At 45.9% G+C, this 18,774-nt stretch carries 12 protein-coding genes; all 12 read right to left on the bottom strand.

Going from position 1 to position 18,774, the window contains the following annotated elements; all coding sequences use genetic code 11:
- Positions 1 to 183: 183 nt before the first annotated feature.
- Positions 184 to 615 carry a VanZ family protein gene (locus VRU48_RS17315; protein WP_330109179.1) on the bottom strand — a complete coding sequence of 144 codons (432 nt, stop codon included), beginning with the start codon at positions 613 to 615 and terminating at the stop codon, positions 184 to 186.
- A 4-nt stretch (positions 616 to 619) separates the two neighbouring features.
- Entirely contained in the window at positions 620 to 1,000 is a 381-nt protein-coding gene (gene gcvH / locus VRU48_RS17310) for a glycine cleavage system protein GcvH (protein ID WP_330109178.1), read from the bottom strand.
- Positions 1,001 to 1,076: 76 nt separating this feature from the next.
- Complete coding sequence (gene sov, locus VRU48_RS17305) at positions 1,077 to 8,231, bottom strand: T9SS outer membrane translocon Sov/SprA (protein ID WP_330109177.1); 7,155 nt, start codon at positions 8,229 to 8,231, stop codon at positions 1,077 to 1,079.
- 11 nt (positions 8,232 to 8,242) lie between these two features.
- Positions 8,243 to 8,827, bottom strand: a complete 585-nt coding sequence (gene ruvA, locus VRU48_RS17300) for a Holliday junction branch migration protein RuvA (RefSeq protein WP_330109176.1) — start codon at positions 8,825 to 8,827, stop codon at positions 8,243 to 8,245.
- 6 nt (positions 8,828 to 8,833) lie between these two features.
- Positions 8,834 to 11,152: an NADP-dependent malic enzyme gene (locus VRU48_RS17295; RefSeq protein ID WP_330109175.1), complete on the bottom strand. Its 2,319-nt coding sequence runs from the start codon at positions 11,150 to 11,152 to the stop codon at positions 8,834 to 8,836.
- A gap of 192 nt (positions 11,153 to 11,344) precedes the next feature.
- Positions 11,345 to 12,742 carry a lytic transglycosylase domain-containing protein gene (locus VRU48_RS17290; RefSeq protein ID WP_330109174.1) on the bottom strand — a complete coding sequence of 466 codons (1,398 nt, stop codon included), beginning with the start codon at positions 12,740 to 12,742 and terminating at the stop codon, positions 11,345 to 11,347.
- Positions 12,743 to 12,867: 125 nt separating this feature from the next.
- Positions 12,868 to 14,292, bottom strand: coding sequence for an Asp-tRNA(Asn)/Glu-tRNA(Gln) amidotransferase subunit GatA (gene gatA, locus VRU48_RS17285; RefSeq protein WP_330109173.1), 1,425 nt, complete (start codon positions 14,290 to 14,292; stop codon positions 12,868 to 12,870).
- Positions 14,293 to 14,330: 38 nt separating this feature from the next.
- Complete coding sequence (locus tag VRU48_RS17280; RefSeq protein WP_330109172.1) at positions 14,331 to 14,528, bottom strand: twin-arginine translocase TatA/TatE family subunit; 198 nt, start codon at positions 14,526 to 14,528, stop codon at positions 14,331 to 14,333.
- A 43-nt stretch (positions 14,529 to 14,571) separates the two neighbouring features.
- Positions 14,572 to 14,916, bottom strand: a complete 345-nt coding sequence (locus VRU48_RS17275; RefSeq protein WP_330109171.1) for a Sec-independent protein translocase subunit TatA/TatB — start codon at positions 14,914 to 14,916, stop codon at positions 14,572 to 14,574.
- A 49-nt stretch (positions 14,917 to 14,965) separates the two neighbouring features.
- Positions 14,966 to 16,243, bottom strand: coding sequence for a murein hydrolase activator EnvC family protein (locus tag VRU48_RS17270; protein WP_330109170.1), 1,278 nt, complete (start codon positions 16,241 to 16,243; stop codon positions 14,966 to 14,968).
- A 20-nt stretch (positions 16,244 to 16,263) separates the two neighbouring features.
- Positions 16,264 to 17,055 carry a lipoprotein insertase outer membrane protein LolB1 gene (gene lolB1, locus VRU48_RS17265; protein WP_330109169.1) on the bottom strand — a complete coding sequence of 264 codons (792 nt, stop codon included), beginning with the start codon at positions 17,053 to 17,055 and terminating at the stop codon, positions 16,264 to 16,266.
- Positions 17,033 to 18,730, bottom strand: a complete 1,698-nt coding sequence (locus tag VRU48_RS17260) for a tetratricopeptide repeat protein (protein WP_330109168.1) — start codon at positions 18,728 to 18,730, stop codon at positions 17,033 to 17,035. Before VRU48_RS17260 ends, lolB1 begins: the two co-directional genes overlap by 23 nt.
- Positions 18,731 to 18,774 lie beyond the last annotated feature (44 nt).

Here is an 18,774-nt window from a genome sequence, read left to right as displayed (position 1 = left end):
GAACCAGCAGCTGATAAAGGCAGTTTAAACGGTGTTAATGGGCTTGGTAATGCGAACGGGGCAGTTTAGGGCAATAGCAAGAAGGCTTGAACAAACCGCATCCACCAAGCAAAAAGCTTAACATTAAAATCATTGTCAGATTAAACCTTTTTTTCATCACCTCTTATTTTCTTGTCGATGCCGTTATGCTTGTTCTTTTGTAATGGGCAAATCGCTGTTGCCCCTGCCGTAATTTGACAGGTGCAGCAAAACATAGCTGAATACGCCCATCAGGGCACCGATCATGTCGCAGGCAAAATCCCACCACTCGGCCGATCGGTAGGTAAACACCTTCCATTGCAGCAACTCAATCCCTCCACCCAAAATGGCCGAAATGAGTATGATTTTAAATATGGTTAGCGAGCGAAAATTGTAGTTATGTTGGTACCTGATCTTTCCGTAAAAAAGCAGCACGCTAAGCACAAAGAAAAAACCCAAGTGCACCAGCTTATCAAAACCTTCAAAGAAAAAGCCAGGCCCATCTGAGTCTGGCATTCTCATGTTACAAAGCACTAAAATAACGATGGTCCAAATAACGGCCCACAGTTGCGACCTTAGCACTCCATATTTTTTCATGGTTTTATGCGCCCACTAATTCTTTGTATTGATCGGCGCTTAACAGGCCTTCTACATCAGCTACATTAGTAATGGCAACTTTTACCATCCAGCCTTTTCCATAAGGATCTGAGTTAACCAGTTCCGGATTGTCGTTCAAATCGTTGTTTACTTCTAACACGGTGGCCGTTAATGGCATAAACAAGTCAGATACCGTTTTAACAGCCTCTACGGTGCCAAAAACATCTTCTTTGCTTACTTCTGTACCTACGGTATTGATGTCGATGTAAACGATATCGCCCAATTCGCGTTGTGCAAAATCAGTAATGCCGATTACCGCTTCGTTGCCCGACACCTTTACCCACTCATGGTCTTTGGTGTATTTCAGTTCTGATGGAAAGTTCATTGTCTTGTATGTGTTTTTATTTTCGTTTATAAGTTAGTTCTCCAAAGGTAATTATTAAACCGCTTTCTAACAACGACTAATTCAGCGTAATGCGCAGGCTAAATCCGAAATTGCTGAAAGAAGTATTGAACGATTGTGAAGTATACGGCTTGGTAATGTTCGAATCATAAAATACCTTAAGGTTAAAACGCTGGTTCAGGATATAATCGACACTTGGTCTTAGCGTAATGTTTTTTGCGCCCGACGACACCTCGGCTTCTGTAATATCGGCCCTGTAAATAACTGTTTTATTATCCCTGATGGCCACATCCAATTTAAAATCCATGTTGTTGTCCATTTTCAGCTGCCTGAACCAGCCAAACGGGAACCTGAACTTGTTGGTGCGGTAGCCCAAGCCAAATGCCAAATTGTTTTCCGACAGTTGTGCCAATTGGCTGTTTGAAAGGCTAAGGGCCAAAATGCGGGTTTTATTGATTTCGAAACTTGCCGTCAGGTTGTTTTTGAGCTTGGTATCTATGCCGATAAGCGGGGCAAACTGCTCAGAAATACTTACCTGCGCAAACTGGTACAACGGCAGGAAGTTTTGGTTCACATCCCTGCTGCTTACGTAGCCATCGGTTTCCTGGTATTTCAGCAAGCTGTTAAAACCGTTGATGCTGTAGAGCGAACGGTAACCGTGCCTGATGCCAAACTCTGAAAAGTTCTCGGCAATGAACGGGATTTTGGTTAGGCCCGAATAGGTAATCCTCCAGTTTGGCAAAGGAATTTTAGGCAAGCTGTTGAGGCTCATCGAGCTGGCATTTCGACCGGTGTAGGCAGCTATAAAGGCCGACACCACTACATCTTGCGAAGTCTTGTCGTAGCCATCGGCAAAACCTCCGGCGGTCTGGCCAGAAGAGTTCGGGTTCTCGGCGCCCAAGCGGCTAGAAATTACCTGCCTGTTGCTCATAAACTTGTTGAACAATTTCGATATGGTCGATCCGTTTTTATCGGTAAAGGCCGTTCCCAAACTGATGATCGAAATGCTGTAATCGCCGGTTGTGGTTGGACTGAAGTTCCTGAAATTCTGAATGCTGTTATCGTACCTGAAATTGGTCGAGTAATTAAGTGTCCGGTTTTTGGTGGCACTTAAGGTAATCTTGAAATCTCTTAAAGGCTCGATGGTACTGGTGAGCTGAAAATCCTCGCGCAAGGTATTGATGTACAATTGGGTCTGGTTTTCGTCGGTGGTTAGCCAGCCATCGTTCAAGGCCATCAGCCTGATGTCTCTCTGGCTGCCAAAAACAAAGCCCAAGCCAGGCGCCCCAGTGGTTGCATCTATACCAAAGAATTTGGTTTTAGGCAAATAGCCTGGCAAGAAGGTACCCTTGGTTTGGGTAAAGGCCACATTGATGCTCTTGATACTAGTCACCAATCCTACTAAGATATCCGAAAAGCTGGTTACCGTATCGGGTTTGTTCAGGCTTTTCTTTACAAAGCCAAACTTGCGGTACAGGCCGCTCATGGTAAGGGTTGGATTGATCTGTATGGTCCTCGAGTTCTGGATGGTATTACCCAGGTTAATGTTCGGATCTCTCAGTGTAGACAAAGGCTCTGTTTGCCAGTTAAAGCTGGTTCCATATACCGTAGCCACATTGATCCAGTCTAAACCCGGTATTTTATTGATCGGCCAGTTATACCTTACGTTCAGGTTATGGCTATAGTCTGTGGTACGGCCCAGGTTTTTAAGATTTTGCCAAAGCGTATCGCGTTTTAGCCCTTCAATCCGACCTTCGGGTTCGTCGACAATCGAATAGTTGGTGGCGTCGAAATCGAGGCTTAACGATTTGGTCAAATCCCAGGCAATGCCATACACCCTCGAAATCAGGAAGTTTTTGTTAAAGGTGGTATTGATTGGGATATAATTGTTCGGGTCGTTGTTGCGCAGGGTGTTTTCAGAATAGAAACGATCTACGTCTATCCTAAAATTGATCGAGCTTGGCAACAGCGTAAAATTAAAGTCTTTCAGCAGTTTGAGCGTATTCGACTTGATGATCTTATCAAAAGGCTGATAGCTTTTAGAAGTCCCGGTATAATTGTAACCCAACGATGCCCTATACGTATGCTGTATGCTGCTTTCGTTCACAAAATCGCGATGGGCAAACTTGGTCTGCGCATACGAAACGTTGAAGTTTTCGATATCCCACAAACGGGCAGGCTTTTCGGTATTGGTACGCTCCTTGCGCACGTTGGTAAAGTTGATGCTGCTGCGCGTGGTATAATCCTGCGCAAAGTTCAAAATCGAATCCTTCTGTGCCTTCGAGGCATTTTTCAATGAGTTTTTCAGCTCGATATCTGGCGTACGCGGATCGAACTGCGGTGTCATAACCTGCTTAGAGTAGCTTACGTACATCGGTATTTTGATGCCTGTTTTCTGAGGCAGGAGCTTGCCCAATTCGATACTCGAAGAAATATCGAAGAAAGTATTATCAGAACGGTTACGCTCGCTTACCTTTTTCTCTAAAGAACCAAAACCGATGGTCGATTTGCTTCCAGAAATATTCACGTCGGCAAAGTCGGCCAGCTTGGCGTTCATACGCGCTGTAGCCGCCCAGCCCCCGCGTTCGTCGAATTCGGTGAGGCGTAATTCGTTAAACCATACCTGCGCATCTTTGTCGAGGCCATCGTCGCCAGCCGGCACTGCCTGATTACGCAAAGGGTTTTTAATACCCAGCATATACACCCGCACTTTGCTCATATCGGGTTGTCCCTTTACAATAATGGTATTGGCTCCGTCAATGTACACAAAAGGCACATTGATAGGCCATGGCGCACCACCGGCAACCTTGGCGTTATTCCTGGCTATTTTGGCTTTTTGGAAAAGCTCCAATTGGATATCCATTTTATTGGCATCTGGCCAAATGGCATACGGATCGCTGGTGCCCGGTCTTGTTACCTTTAAAGGCTGGTTGTATTCGTAATAGTTGTCTTGGTTGTCTGTACCAATGCGCAAGAAGGCACTTACATCGTTATCGTTCAGCGTTGAATTGCCGATTGCCTCCAAGTGGACATACATTTCCAAACGTTTGTAAGACCTAAAATCGTTGATGGCGGTTTTAAAGGTTGCCCTGCCATAGCCATCCCTCAACCTCTTGACGATGACCGAAAGCGACTGTTCGTTTTGGCGGGTATCGCCACGGTAATTGCTAAAATCGCGTTCACGCACAATGCCTGGTGGCACTACGTAAGGAATAGGCGTACGCTTGCCGTTTTCCTCAATGTTTACGGTGGCTACTTCGATAGAAGAATTATCCGGATTTGCCGGTTGTAGGCTTGGATCGGCAATAACCTGGTTGGCCTCATTTTTGGCATTGTAGGTACGCCATTCGCCCCTAACCAACTGGATTTTGCCAAACCTCAAAATGGCGGTATCGGCAAAGTTGGTCATGAACATCCTGATAAAGCGGATCGACTTAAAATCTTGAATACCTCCCACTTTTTGCTGGTATTGCGACAACGGAATACGAATTTGGTACCAAGTAGCACTTTGGGTTTGGCCATTGGCCAGTTTAACCTGCGATACTACTTTATCGGTTACAAAGTTTTGTCCCACCACCAAATCGCCTGGGCGCATCGAAACCTTGTACTGGAAATACTCGTCAGACTGGGTCATATTATTGTCCCTGTTGATATCCTCGCCGTCTGGCAACGAAGTAGAAGCCGAGTTTTCGATGCCCAATTCGTCTATCGATTGCTGCGAGGTTTTAGAGTTGCCTTCGGTACCGTTGTAGTTCTGGTAGCGTTTTAAAATACCGGCATTTTGCTGGTCGAGAGCACCTCCCCTAAAATAGGCATAGTCATCAGACGAAGGGTCGTTCTCAAAAGCCAACGCCGCGTCTGGGTTCAGCTGTGCCTTGATTTGGTTGATGAGTGCGGCAAACTTCGTTTTTTCGTTGGCATTAGATAAACCATCCAAACCTACGTCTTGTGCCTTTCTGGCTGCCGGATCGTTATCGAAAGCCTGGATTACCGGTTGCAGCTTGGCCACCCTTCCCCAGTTGGTTTCGTCGTACTTGCTCGGGTCGCCATTGGCCGGCAAGCCGTTTTCCAGCGATTTTCGGCCGTCCTTTAAAATATCTTCAGAAATGTTTCCGACGTTGAAGTACAAATCGCCACCTTGCGAAGTAGGCTTGTACATATACGGATCCATCACCCAAAGTTCGATGTACTCGATGTTATTGGCCTCAAAATCGTTGATGTCTATCCTTCGCATGATACCGCCCCAACGCGATCGTGGATTGTTCAGCGTACCATTTGGATTAAAGCCATTGGTTACGTAGTTGTAAGGACCACGCAACATTGGGTAATAGGCCAAATCCAAAGTTGGCAGGTTCAAAGGCTGGCCGGTGCTGATTTCTTTGAAAGGAAAAACTTCCTGTTCCAATACTTCCCTCACATAATGGTTAGAAAGCTCGTTGCGGTTGTTTCTTAAACTAGAAGGTATAATGCTCGAACTGCTGTTGTAAAAAGCCGGGTCGATGTTATAAAAAGCCAGTTTTGCGCGGTTGTAGCCATAAGCAAGGTTGTCGACTAGCTGCGATTCGGAAAATAGCTGAGGCGTGCCCGAAATTTGCCATGGCACCGAGCTTTTTAGGTCGATGATAGATCTCGAAGCCTCAAAATCGTCGAGGTAACTCGAACCGCCTTTGTCGCCGCCCGAATTGATGGCACTCGGATGTCCCGGAATCAGCTGCGCATATTCGCCTCCAAAACTAATGCTCGATGGCGCCTTGGTCGATATCAACGGCAATTTATCCACCATTTTGGTGAGCCAACGCGAAGGCGAACTGTAGTTAAAATCCAATCCCAAAATACTGTTCGATATCGGCTCTTCCATGTAGTTTACCTTTTGCGTCAGCGGCTTTTCGGTCAGGTTCATAAAAGTACCGCCAATGTTCAGCTTGTTGTTCACATGGTAATCTAAACGGGCGCCAAAAAGCGAGCGTTGCTGCAGACCAAACAGTTCGTTGTTTTCTGTCGTAATCCTGATGGGCTGACCTGAAGTCAACAAGGCGGTATTTACGATTTTCACCCGGCCCATGTCGTAGTCAACTGTAAAATCGGTGCCCTCCTGCAAAGGAATGGTTCCGGCAAAAACCCTAACCGAACCCTTGGTTACGTTAATGGCATTGAGCGAAAACTCGGAGGCAATCTCCGATTGGTAAGCACCTTTGATGATGTAGAGGTTTTTATTGCTGAACAGCTGCTGCGCCACCACCTTGGTCGAATCGTACAATTGCGGATAGGTATATTTATCGGCCAGTGCCTGTTCGGCAGGCAAATCGAACTTGGCGGCTAAATCTTTGCCAAAAGGCTCGATCAACGGAAAAATAACGCGTCCGTTCAACGGGTCGATGGTTACATAGCCGTTGTTGGTGTTGTTGATCAAGCTGCTCAATCCAGACCCGGTAGGCGAATAGCTGCTTTGCGTATTCTGCGTAGGGTTGGAGAAAGGCTTGTTTTCGGCCTCAAAATCGAACACGCCATCGGGCTTGCGTTCTTTTTGCTGGTTCAGCTGATCGAGATTGGTCAACGAAATATATTGCTTAAGCGAAGTTTTGCTGCCTTCCCTGATCAATGGCATTTCGATACCGGTTTTATCGTCGATCCTGAAAATGTCGAGTTTAAAATTCTGCGGACTGATCTGGTAGCCACCGATCGAGTAAATATTTTTCATCATCAAATCCCAAGTTGGCAAATTGGTTTTGATGGTTTCGTTTTTCAAGAGTTTAGAAAAAAGCACTTTGGGCGTAGCTTGGTCAAAGGCCACATCGGTAGAAAACTCGCCCACCTGATACTCTACGCCATTGTAGGTATAGCGGTAAGAAACGGCCAGCACCTCATCGGCATTAAGCGCATTATTTAACGAAATATAACCCAACTGGGGCTGGAAAGTATATTCGCGCTCGGTCAGTTTTCGGGCATAGGTAAGCTTGGCAAAGTTGTCGGTAGCTCCATTGGCCTGAAAATAGCTGATTACCGAATTGGAATTGGTTTGTCTGGCATCGGCCGGAAGGTTGGCCAACAAATTATTAGAGGCCGTTGGGAAAGTAGGATTGGTAAAGCCCGATGGGAGTACCGAACCACCGCCCGTTACCTGTGCCGTATTGTAAGGCTGGTTCTCGCCCAAATCTAAAAAGGCCAACACATCTCTCGAATCTTGGGTATTGCCTGTTTTATTGGTAATCCAAACCTCTATTTTGGTAATCAGAACGCCTGAAAGAACGGTTGGCGGATTGGCCAGGGCCCTGTTGTAGTTGTCTCTAAAATACTTGGCCAAAAAGTAGTGTTTGTTGGCTTCGTACTCGCTACCACTGATCCTGAATTCGTTCTGTTGTGCTCCGTTGTTGATTTGGATCTCCTTAGATTGCGATTTCTGCTGGGTAAAAACCGCAGCCACATCCAGCTTTCCGAATTGGAGCTGGGTTTTAACCCCGAACAGGGCCTGTGTACCGTTAATCAAGGTACTGTTAAGTGGTAAGCTTACGTTACCGGCCTCTATTTTTTTGATGATATCGTCTTTGCCACCGGTATAGTCGAGCTTGATCTGATTTTCAAAATCGAACTGCGCTTCGGTGTTGTAGTTCATTTTGATCTTCATCTTGGTTCCGATATCGCCCACAACATCCATTTGGATACGCTGGTTGAAATCGAAATTGCTCTGCACGCGTTGGCGCTCGTTAAACAACGGATTTTCGTTTTTGTTGATCCGGCCCAGGAAAGTGAGCTCGGCTTCGCCCCTTGGCTGAATATCAATCGTGGTACCGCCAAAAATCTTTTCGAAAACGCGGCTGTTTACCTTAACCTGCGGAATGATGCCGGTTTTTCTCACGTCGGCAATCTCGGCATTGGACAGGATTCGCCAATTTTCGCGTTTGATTTCACTGTTTACCAGTCGCAGGTATTGTTCAATGGTAAGGTACTGTGGTGGCGAATATAAGCGGTCGCCTATTTTTTCTGTGATGACATAGCGTTTGTTTACCGCGTCGAACTCTACTTCGCGTTTTACGTTGTCGGGCAACGGCAAAAAAGGGTTGTTGTAGGTGCGTAGGCCCAACAGCTGTTTTTCGCGTAAATTGAAGGAATTTTTGAGCGAATCAGTTCCTGATTTTGCAGGCGTAACTTGAGCAAAGGCGTTTGTTCCGGCAAAAAGAAAGAAAAGAAGAATTAAGAGTGTAAATTTATTTGTCAATCGGCGTTTGGTTATAAATTCTTCAAAGCTATTTTTATCATTTGCTCTACCGTTAAGTCCTGCGTCGCATTTTTAACGGCATTGTCTAGTGCCTTCTCTGCCACCTGCTTGCCAAATCCAAGCATGATTAAAGCAGATAACGCTTCATCTTTAATTGTATTATGTTGAGGCACAGAAATTAACGAATCTGTACCTTCTTTCTTCAGTTTGTCTTGCAGTTCGAGCACAATGCGCTGCGCAGATTTGGCGCCAATGCCTTTGATGCGCTGGATGAGGGCCACATCGGCCTGTATAATGGCGTTTTGGATTTCTACCGGCGTAATAGACGACAACATCATCCGGCAAGTGGTTGGGCCTATGCCCGAAACCGAAATCAGGTGCAAAAAAAGACGTCTTTCGCCTTCGTCGGCAAAGCCGTACAAGGTGTGGGCATCTTCCTTAACGTGTAGCCAGGTATAGATCTTGCAGCGCTCCGTTTGTGGCAGGGCCGAATAGGTATTGAGCGAAATATTGATGTGATAGCCTACACCTCCGGCTTCAACCACCACATAAGTTGGGCATTTAAAGGCCAATTTACCATCAATATAATCGTACATGAGCGTTTATTTTTTAGCTATTCTATTTAATATTCCCCTTCTCTTTACCGGATTAGCATCTTCTTCCTTGGCCTGAACATCGAGTACCGCAATGGTAATCATGTTTACAATTTCCCTTACCGAACTGCCCAGCTGCACAATGTGCACCGGCTTTTTAAGGCCTAGCAAAATTGGTCCCACGGCTTCGGCACCACCCAACTCCTGTAAGAGCTTATAGGCAATATTGCCCGACTCCAAGTTAGGAAAAACCAATGTATTTGCAGGTGCGTCTGCTAATCTACTAAAAGGAAAATTATCTTTTAGCATAGCGTTGTTAATTGCAAAGTTACCTTGCATATCGCCATCTACAATGATTTGGGGATGTTTTTCGTGTAATATTTTTACTGCTTTACGCACTTTCTCAGGCACTTCGCCTTCATTTGACCCAAAATTGGAGTACGAAAGCAGGGCTATGCGGGGCTGGATATTGAATTTGCTCACCGATTTTTCGAGCAACAAGGTCAAATCTACCAGTTCTTCAACCGTTGGATCTACGTTAACCGTGGTATCGCCGAAGAATACAGGCCCTTTGTCGGTCATCATCATGTACATGCCGGCCACGCGGTTTACACCGGCCTCGGTACCAATTACCTGCAAAGCGGGCTTGATGGTTGACACATAGTTTTTGGTAAGGCCAGAAATCATGGCATCGGCTTCGCCAAATTCGACCATCGAAGCACCAAAATAGTTCCTATCGCGCATCAGCTTATTGGCCTCGAACAAGGTAACTCCCCTGCGTTGGCGTTTCTGATAAAGCGATTCGGCATATTTTTTCATTCTTTCTGGCTCCAAAGCCGGATCTACGATTTGTACGCCTTCCAAATCGAGGGCATTTTCTTCGATAATCTGCTGGATGATTTCTTTGTTGCCCAGCAAAATAGGAATGGCAATATTATCGTCCCTTACAATTTGTGCAGCCTTTAAAATCTTGTAATTGTCGGCCTCGGCAAACACCACGCGTTTCGGCGCCTGTTTGGCCTTGTTGGTAATGGCGCGCATGATCGAATCGTCCATACCCAAACGGCGTTTCAACTCTTCGGCATAAGCATCCCAATCGGTAATGGTTTTGCGGGCCACGCCACTTTCGATAGCCGCCTTTGCCACTGCCATCGACACATTGGTCATCAAGCGGAAATCCATTGGCTTGGGAATGATGTAATCTTTGCCAAACTTGATGTTTTTGGCATTGTAGGCCATGTTTACCGCTTCCGGAACAGATTTTTTGGCCAAATCGGCAATCGCACGAACAGCCGCAATCTTCATTTCCTCGTTAATGCTGGTCGACCTCACGTCTAACGCGCCCCTAAAAATATAAGGGAAGCCCAACACGTTGTTTACCTGGTTGGGGTAGTCTGAGCGACCGGTAGCCATAATCAGGTCTTTGCGCGAGCTGATGGCCAGATCGTAGGCAATTTCTGGATTGGGATTAGCCATGGCAAAAACAATTGGGTTTTTGGCCATCGACTTTAGCATGTCTACAGTTACGCAATCTGCCGAAGAAAGTCCGATAAACACATCCGAATCCTTCATCGATTCGGCCAAGGTATTGAGGTTTCTGCTGGTGGCAAATTCTTGCTTGATCGAATCGAGATTAGCGCGGTCGCTACGAATGACGCCGCTCCTGTCGCACATCACGATATTTTCTTTTTTGGCACCTAATGCCACATATAAACGCGAACAAGAAATGGCTGCGGCACCAGCACCGTTGACCACGATTTTAATCTTGTCCATTTTTTTCTTTTGCAGTTCGCAGGCGTTGAGCAAGGCGGCTGCCGAAATAATAGCAGTACCATGCTGATCGTCGTGCATCACCGGAATGTTCATTTCTTCTTTTAGCCTGCGCTCAATTTCAAAGCATTCTGGCGCTTTGATATCCTCGAGGTTTACGCCACCAAAAGTAGGCTCAAGCGATTTAACGATCTTTACAAAATCGTCGACGTTTTTCGTATCCAGTTCGAGGTCGAATACATCGATATCGGCAAAAATCTTGAACAACAAGCCCTTGCCTTCCATTACGGGTTTACCGGCTTCGGGGCCGATATCGCCAAGGCCCAACACCGCAGTACCGTTGCTGATTACGGCTACCAGGTTGCCTTTGGCTGTATATTTATAAACGTCTTCTTTGTTATCAGCTATTTTCAAACAAGGCTCTGCTACGCCCGGCGAATAGGCCAGGGTCAAATCTCTTTGCGATGAATAGGGTTTGGTAGGTACTACCTGGATCTTGCCCGGCCGGCCCTGAGAATGGTAGTCTAAAGCGTCTTGTTTTCTGTTCGTTTTGCTCATACAGTACAGTTTGGTAACAGGCAAAGTTACAATTATTTTGTCCTAATGTAACTGTTTTTTAATTGTTATCACACGTACTTACAGAGAATTATGCAATAACTCTCTACGCTCAAAAAGTATTGAAACAGGTATTTTTACGGAGAAATTTAGGCAAAAACGCCCAACGGCAACGCTCTGAAATCCGACTTGCGATTAGCTTTTGATCTTCAGCACCATACCTGGCTGCAAGACCGCTTTTTTAAGGCCATTTGTTTTTTTGATTTCGGCCACCGTTACGCCGTCAAATTTTTCGGCAATGCCCGACAAAGTATCGCCAGCCTTTACTTTGTAGTTAACAAAGCTCGCTTTGGCGGCTGGTTTAGCCTGTTCGAGGGCAGGTCCGTAAATCTTTAGCTTTTGCCCCGGAACAATCGTACTGCTTGGCAACTTGTTCCAAACCTTAAGATCCTGCACTTCTACTTTGTACAAATTGGCAATGGTGCCCAAGCTTTCGCCGGGTTTAACTTTATGGTAATTGGATTTGGCCACTGCTTTTTGTACCGGTGCTTTCTTGCGCAGCTCTCGCACATCGTCTGTTGAGGCCAAAATTACCTCGTGATCCATTTCGATATCGTTATTTAAAACCTCGTAAATTTTGGCAAAGTTTTCCTGTTCTACCTTAGGCATGATGATGCGCTTGGGCAATTCGGCAGTTCCGTTAACGATTTTTTTCTTGTATGATGGGTTTAGTCCAACCAAGGTTTCTTCTTCGTAGTTCATGGCCTTTGCCAAATCGGCCAATGCCACAAAATGGCTCACATGAACTGTATCTGTTTTAAGCGTAATTGGCGAGGTTTGCATGGCAATGTTATGCGTATTGGCATAATTCATCACATACACGGCGGCGATAAAAGCCGGCACATAATCCCGGGTTTCTTTGGGCAGGTAAGGCCTGATGGTCCAAAAATCTCTCGAGCCAGCCTTATCCATGGCTCGTGTTACATTGCCTTTGCCACAATTATAGGCTGCAATGGCCAACAGCCAATCGCCCAACTCTTCGTAGGCATCCCTAAAGTAGGCCGCTGCGGCATAACTGGCCTGGATTGGGTCCTTGCGCTCGTCCACAAAATTGTCCATGTTTAAGCCGTAAGCCTTGGCGGTGCCAAACATAAACTGCCAAAGGCCGGTGGCGCCTACCCTCGAAATGGCGTGCGGGCTCATTGACGATTCGATAATAGGCAGGTATTTGATTTCGGCCGGAATGTTATAGGCCTTTAGTGCTTTTTCGAAGATGGGAAAATAGTAGTTAGACAGTCCGAGCATTTTGCCCATCATGTCCTTACGTCGACTGTAGATATCGATAAAATTCTGTACATACTCGTTATAGCTCAGTGGTACTGTTTTTTGGATCGAATCCAAACGCAGCTTGTACACCAGGTTCTGGTTATAAAACAAGGGCTTGTCTATTAAAGGTACGGCAACGGTATCGTGTGGCAAATTGGCCGTAATGGTTTTAAACAGGGAATCGCTTTGGGTATTTCTGATCGGATTTTGGGCTGTTGCATTGAAAAATGCCACTAAACTTAACGCAAATAGTACAATTTTTTTCATCAGCTTATCATTTGGTTTTAAATGATGAGGAACCATCCGCGAGGAAATCCAACATCAACTTTATTCGGCTTGCCGATGAATGGCCATAAGCATGCCTGTACAGCACAGCCGAAAAACGGCTAGTCCTAATTTTTATTTAAAAAGCTATGCGACAGGGAAAGTAGCTCCTGCTCGTTAAAATGTTTGGTCATTAACTGAACACTTAACGGCAAACCTGCCTGGTTATTGCCCAAAGGCAAGGCAACTGCCGGAATACCAGCCAATGAAGCCAGCACGGTATAAATATCGGCCATGTACATCACCAGGGGATCTTGGCTATGTTCGCCCATTTTAAAGGCTGGCGTTGGTGTAACCGGACTTAACAGGAAATCGTAGGTCTTTAACAGCTCTTCGATCTTTTCCCTAATTAAGCGGCGTACCTGCTGTGCCTTTTGGTAATAGGCATCATAGTAGCCAGCGCTAAGCACAAAAGTGCCCAACATGATCCTACGCTTTACCTCTTCGCCAAAACCTTCGGCCCTCGACAACTTGTAAAGGCTGTTCAGGCTTTCGGCATCGGTGTTGCGATGACCGTAGTGCACGCCATCAAAGCGCGAAAGGTTAGAAGAAGCTTCGGCAGTAGTTAAAATGTAATAGGTTGGCACCAGGTAATCGAGCAGGTTAAATGATACGTACTCAATTTCGTGGCCCAGGCTTTTGAATTGCTCCAAACTAGCGAGTATGGCCTGTTTGATTTCGGGGTCGAGGGCTTCGTTATCGATGGTTTCGCGAAGTACGGCAATTTTTTTGGGAGCCAACAGTGTTAAATGTTGCGAATACTGGGGCACTGCAAGCGTTGCTACGGTGCTGTCTTCTTCATCGGCACCTGCCAATACTTCGAGTAACAAGGCCACATCGCTAACCGAACTGGTTAAAGTACCTACCTGATCGAAAGAAGAGGCATAGGCAATGACGCCGTAACGAGAAATTCGTCCATAAGTTGGCTTAAAGCCGATGTTGCCACAAAAAGCTGCAGGTTGGCGAACCGAACCGCCGGTATCGGTACCCAGGGTGGCCAGGCACATGTCGGCTTGTACGGCTACTGCCGACCCACCCGAGGAGCCCCCTGCTACCCTGGCTTCGTCGGCCGCATTTTTAACCGCACCGAAATAAGAAGTTTCGTTAGAGCCGCCCATGGCAAACTCGTCGCAGTTTAGGCGGCCAATAATAATGGCATCTTCCTGCAACAGGCGTTCGACTACCGTTGATGAATAAGGAGAAATAAAGCCTTCGAGCATTTTAGAAGAGGCCGTAACCTCATGGCCGGCGTAACAGATGTTGTCTTTGATGCCAATGACCATACCTGCCAGTTTGCCTGCCGTTCCGTTGGCCAGCTTTTGCTGTACCAGGGTGGCTTGCTGGGTTGCAGAATCAAAAAACACCTCATTAAACGCGTTGAGGTGTTTATGAACAGCTATCTGCTCGAAATAATATGCCAATAATTCCTGTAAATCAAGCTCTTTTTGGTCGAGCTTTGTGCGTATCTCGGCTAGTGAAGTAAATTTCTTCAAGACTTGGATTTAAAAGAATTAGAATAGCGTGAATTAAATTAGTTTTTTTCGTCTCTGTTAGTTGGGTTGCCGCCCGAATCTAACCCGTCTTTACCGTCTTTAAATTCTTTTACGCCTCTTCCCAAACCGCGCATCAATTCTGGGATTTTCTTGCCTCCAAAAAGCAACAAAAGAGCAGCGATAATCAAAAGGATCTCTGGTGTGCCTAAGCTGGCAAGAATTGTTGGTTGTACCATGATTTTTTTATATTAAGTTTTTTAAGTCTGATTTTATGGCCTACTAATAGGCTTCTTTATCCTTGTGGGTTTCGGTTGCCGTTGGCTCGTTGGCCGGGGCTTCGCTTGCTGGTGCAGTTGCCTCTTCTGTTGGATGATGGCGCTCTGCATTTTTCTCAATCTCTGCCTCTTCGTTCAATTCTTTGTCTATATCTACGGCATTGATGTTGCGATGGATTTCACGCTTGACACCTTCCGACGCATCCTTAAACTCTCTGATACCTTTTCCAAGCCCTCTTGCCAATTCTGGCAATTTTTTACCTCCAAATAACAAAAGTATGGCCACCATAATGAGGGCAACCTCGCCGCCACCCATGTTTAGGAACTCTAATAACACCCCTGAATACATCTTTAATCAATTTTTATACAAATATAGACAAATATTAGTTCTTAAAGGTTTAACGTGCAATCCAACCTTCCGGATTTTGCGCCTTATCGCCTTTTCTTACCTGGAATTCGAGCTCGCCTACGCCATTGCTATCACCTACTACACCGATGACCTGCTTTGTACTCACCGTTTCGCCTTTTGATACGCTCACGCTCTTGAGGTTAGAATAAACCGTAAAATATTCGCCATGATTGATCAGAATAAAGTAACGTCCCTGGAAAGGGCTGATCGAAGCAACCTTGCCGTTGAAAACTGCACGAACAGCCGTGCCTTCTGCCGTGTTATAGGTTACGCCATCGCTGTTTGCAGTAGCCTGATCAACTTTATAGGCACCAAAATGCTGCACAATATAGCCCGTAGCCACCGGAGCTGGCAAACTGCCTCTATTGTTTTCAAAAGCGGCTGATAATTTGGCGGCTTCTGGAGTTGCCCTCAGCATTTCGCTGGTCGTTGCCGATTTAGGCTTTGCCGGTGCGGCCGGAGCTGGCCTGTTTTCGGCCTTGGCTTTCGCCGCCGCAATCCGCTCTCTTTCTCTTTCCTCTTCTTCGGCTTTTTTTCTGGCGGCTGCAATCTCTCTGTTAATGGCGGCCCTGATTTCTCTGCTTATGGCTTCCTGCTGCTGCCTTTTCTTTTGGATGTCTTGCTTATATTGCTTTTCCTGTTTGCTCAATTGGTTAAGCACTACGGTTTGCTCGATCTTCTTTTTGTCGAGCTTCGATTTTTCGCTGACCTGTTCTTTGAGCAGGTTGTTTTTGTTCTTTAAGTCTTTGTCAAGCACCACGATCTGATTGCTCAGGTCTTTTTCGGTTCCCTGTATATAGGCCGCCTGTTTTTTACGGTATTGGCCAAATTGCTGCAGGTATTTGATGCGTTTATAGGCCTGGTTGAAGTCGCTGGCGGCGAAAACAAACATCATCTTATCGTACGAGTTGCGGTTGCGCTGCGCAAAACGGATCATGTTGGCATACTCCTTTTTCAAATCGCTCAGTCGGTTCTGCAGGTTGTGTACCTTACCCGTATTTTCGGTAATCTGGTGATCCAGATTTTTCATTTCCGAGTTGATGGTAGAGATTTTATCCTGCATTAAACGCACCTGGGCCTTGATCGTATTGATCTCGGTCAGCGTCAGTTTTTTGCCACTGGCGGTTTTGTTCAGGTTCTTTTCGGCTAATTCTATCTGCCTTTGCAGGGCTTCCTTTTTTTTGATCAGCTCTTTGCTCGATTGTGCAAAACCGGTTGAACATAGGCCCGTTAACAGCAGGGAAAGGAGTAACTTGTTTAACTTCATTGCACCAAAAATATAAAAATTTAGTTGATAACCTGAAAATTTTTAGGGACGGTAAAAGGGAAATCTACCGGCACATTGCTCTCTATCTTAGTGAATTCGATTTCTATATTTATCTTTTTCTCGCCCGACATCGTATTGATTTTAACGCTCGATGGAAACAGTGCATTGTTTACCGGCGTATATTTTCCGTAGCTTACTTTGAGGGCCTGTGCCGCCTTGGCATCGTTCAGCGTAACTTCGGCTGGTTTGAGCAAGGTGTTAAAAAGCGTTCGGTAAGCCAAATCGCCACTGTTGCCACTCAGTACCCATACGCCGTTTTCCTGAACCAGGTTGGCATCCATGGTCGTAAACTCTGGAATGGTATTGCCTGCAAATATGGCCTGCAACAGGCCAAAACTGATCTGCTTGTTGGTGAAATTATAAATATAGCTGAACGGTTTTTTGGTGTAGGTTTTTTCCAGCTTATTGAGCAGAAGCAAACTGTCGGGCGTAATGACGGCCCTGGCCACTTCTACGATGCCACCGGCCGCCGTAATGATGGCCCAGATCTTTTTGTCTTTTTGGATCCTGATGTTGATGGTTACGCTATTCTCGTCGCCATTAATGTCTAGCTTTGTTTTGCCCTTTAAGGCCAAGGTATTAAAAGAAAGATCTTTGCCTTTAAGCAAGTTCAGGTTGTCTTGCTTTTTATCGGGTTGCGCGGGTTGCTCCTGACTAACCGGAGGTGTGGCCACAATAATCTTCTTAGGCTTACACCCTAGCCCAAAAACTACCAATGCCAACAATAGGCTACTTAATATATTTCTTTTCATTGATTTTCTTGTTTAGTTTATCAGAATCGTTTCCTGCCTGTTTGGCCTTTTGCCATTGCTCTAGCCCCGCGGTTGTTTCTCCTTTCAGGAAAAGGATATCGCCGTAGTGCTCTAGGTAAACAGGGTTTGAAGCCTCATTGTTTTGCAATGCCTTTTCGATCCAGTTAAGTGCTTGTTCGTACTTGCCTTGTTTAAGCAGTACCATGGCATAAGTATCGGCGATGGATGCATTTTGTGGCAATGCCGCCGCCGCTTTGGCTGCGAGTTGTTCGGCTTTGGTTAAATTCTGATTTCTTAACGCTAAATAATAGGCATAATTGCTCAAGGTCAAATAATTGCCCGGATCGAGCGCAATGGCCTTATCGAAAGCCACATCGGCCTCTTTGAGCTTGGCCTGGTCTATAAAAACCTCGGCCTGCAGGGCAAAAATCATGGCCTTTAAGCTATTGTCGTCGGCATCTAGCTGCAAAGCCGATTTGATTTCCAGTCCAGCTTCGGCATTTTGCCCGTTTCTATGCAGTGCAAAGGCCTTGTAATAATATAAAATGGCCTGATTGGGATAAATGGCTAGGGCATCATCGCCGGTTTTAATGGCTTCTGTGTATTGGCCCAGCAAAGTTTGAATGCTCAATACCTTTTCCCAGGCCATGTACAGCTGATCAGACAGCTTCAAGGCGGCCATATACTGTTCTTTGGCATGATTAAGGTTGCCTTGCTGATAACATACATCGCCATACAAAAGCAGGAGTTTTGGCTCGCTAGGGTGCGCCTTCAAGGCCGTTTGAGCCAGAACCGTAGCATCTTTGGCTACACCCGGATTGCTAAATTTGGCCAACATGGCACTAATGATCTTGGTTTTATTGGCCACGGGCATCCCCGGATTTGCAAAAGCACTCTTTAAGGCCTCTACGGCCAGTTCGTTGTTCTTCTGCGATTTATAGACATCGGCCATCGCCAAACCAATTTCGTAATTATCGGGTTCTAAAGCCTTGGCTTTTTGCAAAAGCGCCAGTGCTTCGGCCTGTTTGTTCTTTTCTAAAAGGATGCCACTTAAATAGAGGTAGTTTTTTACATCGGCGGGGCCTTCGCTGATCATTTTGTTCAGGGCCTCGTCGTTTGCCGGGGTTTTGCCCTGCACGGCAATGCGTTGCTTGGCCAAAGTCAGTTCTTTCGATGAGCCGAATTTCTTTTCTACGGCATCGTAGGCCTTTTGGGCTTCTTCGGTTTTTCCGGCAATGGCCAAAGCGCTGGCTTTGTCAAAATAATATTCTTCGGTTTCTGGGGCAAGTTTAACCAATTGATCGAGCACTGGTATCAAAGCTTCCATATTGCCGTTGCGCTTGTAAATCTCCGATTGGAGTTTCAGGTACCAAACATTTTCGGGGTTAAGGGCGATGGCTTTTTTGATGGCTACTTCTGCATCCAATAATTTGTTCTGACGCAGGTTAAGCGAAGCCAGCTCAAAATAGGCTGCATGGTTTTTGGCATCCATGGCCACTACCTTGTTAAAGCTAACATTGGCATTGGCATAGTTTTCGGCCATTTTTTCTTTGAGCCCGGCAAAAAACAGTTCTTTAATGGCATTGTTTTCCCGCGAAGGAAGCGTGACGGCTTCTTGCGCCCCCGCAAGAGCACACCAGGCAAAAACCAACACCAAAACAAGTTTAACTTTCATACCCTTTTAGTTTTGAATAAATGAATTTTGAATGAGTGAATGGC

The organism is Pedobacter albus (genome assembly GCF_036324255.1).
Taxonomy (GTDB): domain Bacteria; phylum Bacteroidota; class Bacteroidia; order Sphingobacteriales; family Sphingobacteriaceae; genus Pedobacter; species Pedobacter albus.
Note: the sequence above shows the minus strand (reverse complement) of the source record. Positions and strands in the feature narration are given on the sequence as shown.